We start from the raw sequence: 10,341 nt of genomic DNA, 5'->3' as shown, positions 1-10,341 counted from the left end.
AGGCGGGCCCGATCGGGATCGGGGTGGAGGCCACCACCATGGCCAGGTCGGAGACGACCGCGGTGCAGTCGTGGCCGGCCGGCTGGTAGCCGCAGACCTGGAAGGTGACGGCCGGGTCCGCCGCGTCCAGCATCGCCGAGTAGTTGTCGTAGCCCCAGTGGATGAGCGCCGTCTCGCTCTCGCCGGTGCCGTCGGTGATCGTCGCGTAGTCCTTCGGCTGGCCCTCGGTGATGGCCGCCCAGGCGGCCCGGCAGGTCTGGCTGTACCGGAGGTAGACGACCACCTTGCCGACCACCTGGGTCTGCAGGGTCCGGGCGTCCTTGCCGCAGCCGGTGGTCTTCGGGTCCTTGTGCGCGCAGCCGACGGCCTGACAGGCCGGGGCGGTGGGCCCGGGCTTGGGAGCGGCGGAGGCACCGGTCGTCGCGGCGGGCCGGTCGGCCGCCGCGGCCTGCCCGTCGTGCCGGCTGATCCGCAGGCCCACCAGGACCAGCAGCAGCGCCAGCGCGGCCGCACCGGAGACCAGTGCCGCCGGGCGCCGCCACCAGACGGCGGGGGCGGGCCCGGCCACCGGCGCCTCCTCGACGGAGACGGGTTCCCGAACGGCCTCCTCGGCGGCGGGTTCCGCTACGGCGGGCTCCTCCACGGCGGCATCCTCGGCGCCCGAGGGCCCGTCAGCGACGGCCTCCGGCCCGGCCACCGCCTGCCGCCACAGCGCCCGCAGCGCGGCCCCGTCGCACTCGACCGCCCCGGCCAGCGCGTCCAGCGCCTGCTCGGTGACGACCCGCTTGCCGTTGAGCCAGCGCTCCCAGGAGGCCCGGCTGTAGTGGGTGCGGGCGGCCAGCTCGGACAGCGACAGTCCGGCGGCGTCCTTGACGGCCCGGAGCTCCTCCGCCAGGCGTCTGGCGGGCTCGGGCAGCTCGTCGGGCAGCTGCTTCCAGGCGGAACCCACGGCGGCGCTCCAAACTCGAGAAACGGGGGGCGGGGAACGGGGGAGCGGCAGGGTCCCGGTCCGGGCCGTTCGGCGTCTCCGCTTCTCCAACCTGATCGGCCTGGCGTCCCAAACCCCAGGTCATGGCGCTGAGACGGACGGAAGTGTCTCACAACCCCCGGAGACGCTCGAACATCCATGTGGTCATCGTGCAGAGTTCTCTGGCCGGTGCGGTCCACCCGTCGGTGGAACCGTTCGGACCCCGATCGATCACCCGTCGTCGGTCCGCACCCGCTCCCGGCCCCCACCGGTCCGGGGCAGCCTCGCGGGGGGGAGGCTGCCCCGGGTCCGCCGGGATGCTCCGGCGGGGAGGGCGCTTCGCTGCGCCCTCCCCGCCGTGACGTTCTCCCGGTCGTACGACCGGCCGGATGCACGCCCGGCCGCGCGAACGGGGTCAGTGGTGGAAGCCCGGCCGGGGCGGCACCCCGAGCTCCCGGAGCGGGACGGGCTGGCGCCGCAGCTCCGGCAGCAGCCGGTCGAGGTCGGCCAGCAGCAGGTCGGCGAGGTCCCGGGAGAAGCCGTTGCGGCAGACCACCCGGAGCACCGACAGGTCCTCCCGGTTCGCCGGGAAGGTGTACGCGGGGACCTGCCAGCCGCGCTCGCGCAGCCGCCGTGAGACGTCGAACACGTCGAACGGGACGTCCCCCTCGGTGGTGAGGGCGAACACCGGGACCTGGTCGCCCCGGGTCAGCAGCCGGAAGCCGTCCAGCTTCCCGATCCGCCCGGCCAGGTAGGTGGCGACCTCGCGGCAGGCGCCCTGGACGGCCCGGAAGCCCTCCCGGCCGAGCCGCAGGAAGACGTAGTACTGGGCCACCACCTCGGCGCCGGGCCGGGAGAAGTTGAGGGCGAAGGTCGGCATCTCGCCGCCCAGGTAGTTGACCCGGAAGACCAGCTCCTCCGGCAGCGCCGCCCGGTCGCGCCAGAGCGCCCAGCCCACGCCGGGGTACACCAGGCCGTACTTGTGGCCGGAGGTGTTGATCGAGGCCACCCGGGGCAGCCGGAAGTCCCAGAGCAGCTCCGGGTCGAGGAAGGGCGCCACCATGGCGCCGGAGGCGCCGTCCACGTGCACCGGGACGTCGGTGCCGGTGCGCTCCTGGTAGGCGTCCAGGGCCGCGCAGATCTCCGCGACCGGCTCGTACGAGCCGTCGAAGGTGGAGCCGAGCACGCCGACCACCCCGATGGTGTTCTCGTCGCACAGGGCGACCGCCCGCTCGGCGTCCAGGTGGAAGCGGGTGCCCTCCATCGGCGCGGTGCGCGCCTCGATCTCCCAGAAGTTGCAGAACTTCTCCCAGCACACCTGCACGTTGACGCCCATCACCAGGTTGGGCCGGGCCCCGGCGGCGTAGCGGTCGGCGTTGCGGTGCATCCAGCGGCGCTTGAGCGCCATGCCGGCCAGCATGCAGGCCTCGCTGGAGCCGGTGGTGGAGCAGCCGACCGCGCCGTCCGGGTCGGGGGCGTGCCAGAGGTCGGCGAGGATCGCCACGCAGCGCCGCTCCAGTTCGGCGGTCTGCGGGTACTCGTCCTTGTCGATCATGTTCTTGTCGAGGCACTCGGTCATCAGCCGGGTGGCCTGGGCCTCCATCGAGGTGGTGACGAAGGTCGCCAGGTTGAGCTTGGCGTTGCCGTCCAGCATCAGCTCGTCGTGGATCAGCTGGTACGCGGTCTCGGCCGCGACGGGGACCTCGCCGAGCCGGTGCAGCGGCGGGGCCAGCTTCATCGCGCCCAGCGGGTCGGCGATGGTCGGGTACGGGCCGATGCTCAGCCGGCGGTCGCCGCCGGCCCCCTTGTGCAGCGCCATGGCGTCCTGCCGTCCTTCGGGTCGGTGGCCGTGTCCCGTCCCACGCTGCCACCGGGTGCCGGGCGACGCATCCGCGCGGTCCGTCACCCCCGCTCCGGGGCTCGGTCCGTCACCCCCGCTCCGGGGTCAGGCCGCCGCTTCCGGGTGGACCTGGTCGCGGGCGGCCCGGTACTGCTGACGCACCGCCGAGCCGATCGCCAGGTCCTGCTCCCCGTCGGGCTCGACGGTCTCGGCGTCGGGCAGCTCCCACTCCGGGGGCTGCGGGGTGCCGGCCAGCGCCCAGGCGGCCTGCCGGGCGGCCCCGCGGGCGGCGTGCGCGCCGGGCGGCGGCACCACGACCGGGACGCCGAACAGCATCGGGGCGATGTGCCGGACGGCGGGCAGCCGCCCGGCCGTGCCGAGCAGGAACACCCGCTTCACCGGGACGCCCTGGGCGCGCAGCACGTCGAGGGCGTCGGCGATGTTGCAGAGCATGCCCTCGACGGCGGCCCGGGCCAGGTGCTGAGGGGTCATCGCCTCGGCCCGCAGGCCGGTCAGGGTGCCGGCCGCGTGCGGCAGCGCGGGGGTGCGTTCGCCGTCCAGGTACGGCAGCAGCACCAGGCCGTAGGCGCCGGGGGAGGAGTGCAGGGCGAGGTCGCTCAGGCCCTCCAGGTCCCGGCCGAGCAGGGCGGCCGTGGAGCGGAGCACCTGGGCGGCGTTGAGGGTGGCGACCATCGGCAGGTGCCGGCCGCTGGCGTCGGCGAAGGAGGAGACCAGACCGGACGCGTCGACCACGGCCTCCTCGTGCACCGCGAAGATCGTCCCGGCGCTGCCGAGCGAGACCACCGCGTCGCCCGGGCCGAGGCCCAGGCCCAGCGCGGCGGCCATGTTGTCCCCGGTGCCGGCCGAGATCAGCAGGCCCTCGGGGGTGTGCCCGGCGGGCTCGGCCGGGGGCAGGACGTCGGGCAGTCTGAGCTCGTGGCCGAGCGCCAGTTCCACCAGGTCCTGCCGGTACTCGCCGGTGATCGGCGACCAGTAGCCGGTGCCGGAGGCGTCGCCGCGGTCGGTGGTGCGGCGCTTGGGGTGGCCGAGCAGCTGCCAGACCAGCCAGTCGTGCGGCAGCAGCACCTCGGCGACCCGGCGGGCGTTGGCGGGCTCGAACTCGGCCAGCCAGCGCAGCTTGGCGACGGTGTACGTGGGGGCCGGCACGGAGCCGATCGCGGCCGTCCAGGCAGCCGGGCCGCCGAGGGCGTCCAGCAGTTTGGCGGCGGCGCCGCTGGAGCGCGGGTCGTTCCAGAGGATCGCCGGGCGGACCAGTACCCCGCCCGCGTCGAGGCCGATCATCCCGTGCTGCTGGGCGCTGACCCCGATCGCCCGGACGCTCTCCAGTAGGCCGCCGGTCGCGGCGTCGCCGAGCGAGTGCAGCCAGACCTGGGGGTCGGCCTCGCCCGGGCGCAGGTCCTGGTCCTCGGGGACGGGGTGCGGCGCCTTGCCGGAGCGCAGGACGGCGCCGGTGTCGGCGTCGCACGCGACGATCCTGGTGCGGTTGGTCGAGCTGTCTATCCCCGCGACGATGGCCATGCCGAGATCATGCCTCAGCCCGGCCCCGGACGCGTCCGGGCCGGGCGGCCTGTTGCGGGTTCGCGACCCCGGGTCGGGGTCCGCTTCGCCCAGCTGTCACCGTCCCGTCACGGACGGCGGGTACCCGGCCCGACCGCCCCGGGTGAGGCGGTCGGGCCGGGCCCGGTGCTCACGGCCGGAAGGTCCCCCAGCCGTCGTCCTCCGCCCTGGTGCGGTTGAAGTACGGCACCCGGTCGGTGACGGCGTTCGGCAGCCGGTCGCCGACCCGGCCGGCGACCGCGTCGGCCGCCTTCCCGGCCACCGCACCGGCCTGCTGCCGGGCCCGGTCGGTCGCGTTCTGGACCGTGGGGTTCCGGGCGATCTCCCGGGTGACCTTGGCGATCTGTTCGTAGCGCTGGCGCCCGGCTCGCGAGCCCAGGACGTAGCCGGCCGCGAAACCCACGGCCAACGACAGCTTCCACATGGTCGGATCCACCCTCTCCTGGCGGCCTCTGCCGCATTGCCCTACCCGTACGTCGGGACGGCGAACCGTCCGCGCCCCAGCATCCCCGGCCCCGTCGCCGGGCGCGCGCGGGGCACGCCGGGCGGCGATCCGGGGGCGATCCGGGAAAGCGATTGGCGGACCACCCCCCCGAGTGCGCTAATGTATGTCCCGCAGCGAGCGCCGAGGAGCCCGGGAGACCGGGGGCCGAGGCGGAAGCCGATCCCCCATAGCTCAATTGGCAGAGCAGCCGACTGTTAATCGGCAGGTTATTGGTTCGAGTCCAATTGGGGGAGCTCGGGAGAAGGCCCTCCGGGGTCCTGTTCCCGTCCGTGGTACGGAAGTTGGGTACCGCGATCCCGCATAGCTCAATTGGCAGAGCAGCCGACTGTTAATCGGCAGGTTATTGGTTCGAGTCCAATTGCGGGAGCTGCACCGGGCCTGCCCGGTGACTGCTCAGAGCGAAGGCCCCTCGGTCGACCGGGGGGCCTTCGTGTTGTCCCCGTCCGGCTCCGCGGCGTGACGTGCGCGACACCGCCCCCGGCACCGGGGGCGGCTCCCGGGTCAGGCGGTCGCCTTCCGGTAGAGCTCGGCGACCCGCTGGTCGAAGGTGACGCTGTACGAGGTGCCGGGGGTCTCCCCGCCCTCCTGGTAGCCGCCGATCACGCCGACCACCGCGCCGTTCGAGGTGACCCACGGGCTGCCGCTGGTGCCGTCGGTGTAGCCGCCGCAGTCGAAGCGCTCCTGGGTGGCGCTCTGCGAGCTGGTGCGGACGGCGCAGGTGATCGGCTCGTCGCTCTCGTTCGGGTAGCCGGTGACCGAGACGGACAGCCCGAAGCCCTGCCCGGTGCCGACCGGGTTGCCGCCGACCGCCTCCTCGACCTGCCGGCCGTCGACCGGGCCCACCGTGACGAAGGCCACGTCGTACTCGGGGTCGTCGCCGGCCGCCCAGCGCGGGTCGACGGTGATCGCCTGCACCGGCCAAGTCCCGTACGGGGTGGACCCGTTGCGGTAGCCGGGGGTGAACACCAGGCCGTCCAGCAGGCCGATCCGGCGGGTCTGCACGCAGTGCGCCGCGGTGACCAGCAGGTTGCCCCGGGGGCTGTGCACCACGCTCGCGGTGCAGGCCCGCGGTCCCTGCGCGGTGTGGATGGAGAGGGTGCCGATCCGGTCCCGGGCGGGGCTCCGCTGCGCGACCTCGGCGCGGGGCGCCGCGTCCTGCCCGCCGCAGGCGGTGCCGGCGGCCAGCAGCAGGGCGGCCAGCGCGACCGTTCGTGCCGTGTGCGCGGGCCGTGCCGGGCGGGAGGCCATCGGGGCTCCGTCTCGTCCTCGGGGCGGGCACCGGGGCCGTGCGTTCCGCCGTTCGTGAGGAAGATCTACCAGGCCGGGCCCGGCGGCGCCACCGCCGGGGTCCCGCCCGCCGCCCGGTCAGCCGGTGGCGCGGTCGTACAGCGCCTGGACGCGGTCGCCGAAGTAGCTGCTGTACGAGGTGTCCGGGCTGTTGCCGCCCTCCTGGTAGCCGCCGATCACGCCGACCACGGTGCCGGTCCTGGTGCTCGGGTCGAAGTCGGTGACCCAGGGGCTGCCGCTGGTGCCGCCGGTGTAGTCGGGGCAGTCGATCCGCAGCTGGGTGGGGCTCTGCTGGAGGGTGGTGTTGGAGCAGGTGATCGGGACGCCGCTGCTGCTCGGGTAGCCGGTGATCTTCACCGGGAGCCGGTAGCTGCGGTTGACGCCCAGTCGGTTGGCGCCGAGCACCTGCTGGACCTGCTGCCCGTTCTGGGCCTGGACGACCGCGAAGGCGACGTCCATGTCCGGGTCGGCGTGGTCGTTCCAGGCGTCGTCCACGGTGACGGCCAGCAGCGGCCAGACGCCGCTGGGGGTGTCGCCGTCGCGGTAGCCGGGGACGAAGACCAAGTCGCCGCGCCGGCCGAGCTTCGGGTCCCAGACGCAGTGGGCGGCGGTGACGACGAGGTTGAGCCCGGCGCTGTCGACCACGCTGGCGGTGCAGAAGTGGTCGCCGGTGGCGTTGCGGGTGAACACCGCGCCGACCAGGCCGTTGAGCACGGTGGGCTTGGCGGTGCGGGTGACGCCGGTGTGCCGGCCGGACGCGCCCTTGAACCGCTGCCGGTTCCAGCCGTGGCTGTTGACGGCGGCGGAGGTGGCGGCGCTGGGTGGTGCGGAGGTGACGGTCGGGGAGCTTCCGCCCGGCCGCGCCGCGGTGGTGCAGCCCGCCGCGGCCAGCACCAGTGCGAGCGCCGCGGCCGCCGCCCCCGTCCCACGTGTCGTCATCCGCCCAGGCTGCCCCGGACGGGTGCCCCGCCGCCACCCGGGCTGCGCCGCCCGGGAGGGGCGCACCGTCGCGCACCCAGGTGCGCCCCCGGCGAGCATCACGGGTGATCGACCGGCTATGCTGCCCGGGACGGCCTCGCTGGGGCCGTCTGCTGCTGCCGTGTCGACGACCGGCGCGCGCGGCGAACCGGGGCGGTAGCTCAGCCGGTTAGAGCAGGGGACTCATAATCCCTTGGTCGTGGGTTCGAGTCCCACCCGCCCCACCTTCTCGATGTGCGACGAGTGTCGTGACGACCCTTCGCGGGCGGGCCGCCGAGCCGGGGCCCCGCCGCCTTTCCACCGCATGCGACGTCGCAGAGTCTAGGCCGCGGCCACCCTCCTTCCCCGTGTGGCGCGCCGGAATTCACCCGCCCGTGGGCATCGGTCCCGACCGTCCCCGACGGCTCTCCGCCGCCTTCTCCGCGGCCGTTCGTCCCCTCCTTCCCGTCACCGGACCCTGGCGCCGCGCGCTCAAAAAGTGATATCACTTTGCCATCGGATGCGGATGCTCGCCGAAGGAGTCGCCCCATGACCACCCCGCCTTTCGCCGTCGAGGACGGTGCCGTTCTGGACCTCCCGGTCCCCAAGATCACCGAACGGGCCATCACCGGGGCGGCCGGCCTGCCGGTCCTCGGCGGCACGCTGCTCGGCCTGCTCGCCGGAGTCGGCTCGTTCGTCGCCGGTGCGGTCCAACTCTCCGGCGGCGGAAAGGGGTTGGGCATCGGGCTGATGGTCCTCGGGCCGGTGCTGCTGCTCGGCTCGGTGGTGCTGATGTGCGGGCTGACGGTGGTCTCGCCCGGACAGGCCCGGGTGGTCCAGCTGCTCGGGCGCTACCGGGGCACCGTCCGCGCCGAGGGCATGACCTGGCTGAACCCCTTCACCAGCCGGCGCCGGATATCCACCCGGATCCGCAACCACGAGACGGAGACCACCAAGGTCAACGACGCGGACGGCAACCCGATCGAGATGGCCGCCGTGGTGGTCTGGCAGGTCGAGGACACCGCGATGGCGGTCTTCGAGGTGGACGACTACGCCGACTTCGTCGCCATCCAGACCGAGACGGCCGTACGGCACATCGCCACCAGCTACCCGTACGACGCCCACCACGAGGGCCAGTTGTCGCTGCGCGACGGCGCGGACGAGATCGCCCGCAAGCTCTCCACCGAGATCGCCGCCCGGGTCGCCGCGGCCGGAGTGCGGGTCATCGAGTCCCGGATCACCAGGCTCGCGTACGCTCCGGAGGTCGCCCAGGTGATGCTCCAGCGCCAGCAGGCCGGGGCCGTGGTGGCGGCGCGCAGGCTGATCGTCGAGGGCGCCGTCGGTATGGTCGAGGAGGCGCTGGACCGGCTCGCCGAACGCGATGTCGTGGAGCTGGACGAGGAGCGCAAGGCCGCCATGGTGAGCAACCTCCTGGTGGTGCTCTGCGGCGACCGCGGCACCCAGCCCGTCGTGAACACGGGCTCCCTCTACCAGTAAGGCGAGGCCTTGGCGACGGAACGGAAGAAGCTCCTGTTGCGACTGGACCCTTCAGTTCACGACGCGCTGGCCCGGTGGGCCGGGGACGAACTGCGCAGCACCAACGCCCAGATCGAGTTCCTGCTCCGCCGCGCCCTCACCGACGCCGGCCGGATGCCCGGCGGCGCGGCCCGGCTCCCCCGGCGCGGACGCCCGCCCAAGGAGAGCCCGCCCGAGGAGAGCCCGGAGAGCCGCCCGGAGAACCCGGAGAGTCCGCAGAGCGGTGGTTCCGCGGCGGACTGACCGCGGCGGGCCGGGCACCGACCGAACGACCGGAGAACGAGATGGACCTGCTCGCCAAACTGCCCAGCAAGCCGCCCGCCGACCTCCCCGTCAACCTGCCCGAGAAGCTGTACCTGCTCGCCTACGACCCGCGGCGCGGGCGGATCACCCGGCAGTCCACCCTCCACCTGGTGCTGCAGGCGGCGGCGCTGACCGAACTGCTGCGCCGCGGACTGGTGCGCGAGGAGGGCCGGACGGCCGTCGCGAGGGTCCGGGACTCCGCCGCCTCGGCCGGCCTCGACCCGTACAGCGCCCACCTGCTGGGCCGGATCCAGGAGAAGCGGCCGCACAGCTGGAGCTGGTGGATCGGCCGCGCCCCCAGCGTCGGGCGCGACCAGCCGGCCCGGCGGATCCGGGAGGGCCTGGCGGAGGCGGGCTGGATCGGCCTCCAGCAGGGCCGGGCGGCCGGGGTGTTCCCGGTCACCCGGGTCACCCTGGACGGGCCCGAGGTGCGCGCGGCGCTGGCGGCCTCCGTCACCGCCGCGCTGAAGGGCCCGCTCAGCCGGGTGGACCCGGCCGACGCGGCGCTGGTGGCCCTGGTCGCCGCGGGGCGGCTGCGCACGGTGCTGGATCCCAAGCAGCGCCGGGAGCACCGAGGCCGGATCGAGAAGCTGTACCCGGCGGCCGGCCCGGTCCCGAAGGCGCTCGGCTCGGCCCTCGCCTGGCGCCAGGCGGGCCACACGGCGGAGATCGCCGTCCTGGGCTGACGGGCCGTCCACGGGGGTGGCGGCCTGTCCCGGGGCGCGGAGCCCGGCCGCCGCACCGGCGGGCCGGGCTCCGCGCGTCCGCCTTATGCTGGCCGGATGCTCGAAGCCGCCCTGCTGCCGACCCCGCTGGTGGACTGCACCGACGAGGCCTTCGCCCGGGCCGGGGTGGAGCTGCGGCTGAAGCGGGACGACCTGCTGCACCCGACCGTCCCCGGCAACAAGTGGCGCAAGCTGGCGCCCAACCTGGCCGCCGCCGTGGAGCGGGGCCACACCCGGCTGCTGACCTTCGGCGGCGCCTACTCGACCCACCTGCGGGCCGTCGCGGCCGCCGCCGGGGCGCTCGGACTGGAGAGCGTGGGGCTGGTCCGCGGCGAGGAGCTGGCCGACCGGCCGCGCAACTGGTCGCTGCGGGCCGCCGAGGCGGCCGGGATGCGGCTGGAGTTCCTGACCCGGGCCGCGTACCGGGAGGCCACCGGCCGGGCCGAGGGGGAGGACAGTGCGGCGGACCCGCTCCGCCGCTGGGGCCCCTGCCTGGTGCTCCCGGAGGGCGGCTCCAACGCCCTGGCCGCCGTCGGCGCGGCCGCGATCCCGGCCGAACTGCCCGACCTCGGCGAGCGGGACGTGGTCTGCTGCCCGGTCGGCACCGGCGGCACCCTGGCCGGCATCGCGGCCGGCCTGCCGG

10 protein-coding genes and 3 tRNA genes are annotated in these 10,341 nt (G+C 74.7%); 7 read left to right on the top strand and 6 right to left on the bottom strand.

All coding sequences use genetic code 11. From position 1 onward, the window contains the following. The 4 genes from AE652_RS06605 to AE652_RS06590 all read right to left on the bottom strand — a co-directional run. The coding region (locus AE652_RS06605) for an XRE family transcriptional regulator (RefSeq protein WP_049650214.1) at positions 1-949 on the bottom strand (949 nt) is incomplete at its 3' end. A gap of 433 nt (positions 950-1,382) precedes the next feature. After that, positions 1,383-2,786 carry a glutamate decarboxylase gene (locus AE652_RS06600; RefSeq protein ID WP_049650213.1) on the bottom strand — a complete coding sequence of 468 codons (1,404 nt, stop codon included), beginning with the start codon at positions 2,784-2,786 and terminating at the stop codon, positions 1,383-1,385. Positions 2,787-2,912: 126 nt separating this feature from the next. Then, on the bottom strand, positions 2,913-4,346 hold the full coding sequence (locus tag AE652_RS06595) for an FGGY family carbohydrate kinase (RefSeq protein WP_049650212.1): 1,434 nt from the start codon (positions 4,344-4,346) through the stop codon (positions 2,913-2,915). Between the two features lie 169 nt (positions 4,347-4,515). Then, positions 4,516-4,821: a hypothetical protein gene (locus AE652_RS06590; RefSeq protein ID WP_310593127.1), complete on the bottom strand. Its 306-nt coding sequence runs from the start codon at positions 4,819-4,821 to the stop codon at positions 4,516-4,518. A gap of 229 nt (positions 4,822-5,050) precedes the next feature. Between AE652_RS06590 and AE652_RS06585 the strand changes: the two genes are divergently transcribed. Next, positions 5,051-5,123 (top strand) — tRNA-Asn (locus tag AE652_RS06585). A 61-nt stretch (positions 5,124-5,184) separates the two neighbouring features. Next, a tRNA-Asn gene (locus AE652_RS06580) sits at positions 5,185-5,257 on the top strand. A 134-nt stretch (positions 5,258-5,391) separates the two neighbouring features. On the opposite strand, the gene AE652_RS06575 is transcribed toward AE652_RS06580, so the two are convergent. Both AE652_RS06575 and AE652_RS06570 read right to left on the bottom strand, forming a co-directional pair. Further along, entirely contained in the window at positions 5,392-6,138 is a 747-nt protein-coding gene (locus tag AE652_RS06575) for a serine protease (protein WP_053111986.1), read from the bottom strand. A 117-nt stretch (positions 6,139-6,255) separates the two neighbouring features. Further along, on the bottom strand, positions 6,256-7,116 hold the full coding sequence (locus AE652_RS06570) for a serine protease (RefSeq protein ID WP_049650210.1): 861 nt from the start codon (positions 7,114-7,116) through the stop codon (positions 6,256-6,258). A gap of 189 nt (positions 7,117-7,305) precedes the next feature. Between AE652_RS06570 and AE652_RS06565 the strand changes: the two genes are divergently transcribed. From AE652_RS06565 to AE652_RS06545, 5 genes are all read left to right on the top strand, one after another. Beyond that, positions 7,306-7,379 (top strand) — tRNA-Ile (locus tag AE652_RS06565). Positions 7,380-7,683: 304 nt separating this feature from the next. Further along, entirely contained in the window at positions 7,684-8,631 is a 948-nt protein-coding gene (locus AE652_RS06560; protein ID WP_049650209.1) for an SPFH domain-containing protein, read from the top strand. 9 nt (positions 8,632-8,640) lie between these two features. Further along, positions 8,641-8,913, top strand: coding sequence for a hypothetical protein (locus tag AE652_RS06555; RefSeq protein ID WP_049650208.1), 273 nt, complete (start codon positions 8,641-8,643; stop codon positions 8,911-8,913). A gap of 41 nt (positions 8,914-8,954) precedes the next feature. After that, the gene (locus AE652_RS06550; protein WP_049650207.1) at positions 8,955-9,659 is read left to right on the top strand and encodes a GPP34 family phosphoprotein; all 705 of its coding nucleotides are present in this window, start codon (positions 8,955-8,957) and stop codon (positions 9,657-9,659) included. A 96-nt stretch (positions 9,660-9,755) separates the two neighbouring features. Next, the coding region (locus tag AE652_RS06545) for a pyridoxal-phosphate dependent enzyme (protein WP_049650206.1) at positions 9,756-10,341 on the top strand (586 nt) is incomplete at its 3' end.

It is taken from the genome of Kitasatospora sp. MY 5-36 (assembly GCF_001182915.1).
Taxonomy (GTDB): domain Bacteria; phylum Actinomycetota; class Actinomycetes; order Streptomycetales; family Streptomycetaceae; genus Kitasatospora.
Note: the sequence above shows the minus strand (reverse complement) of the source record. Positions and strands in the feature narration are given on the sequence as shown.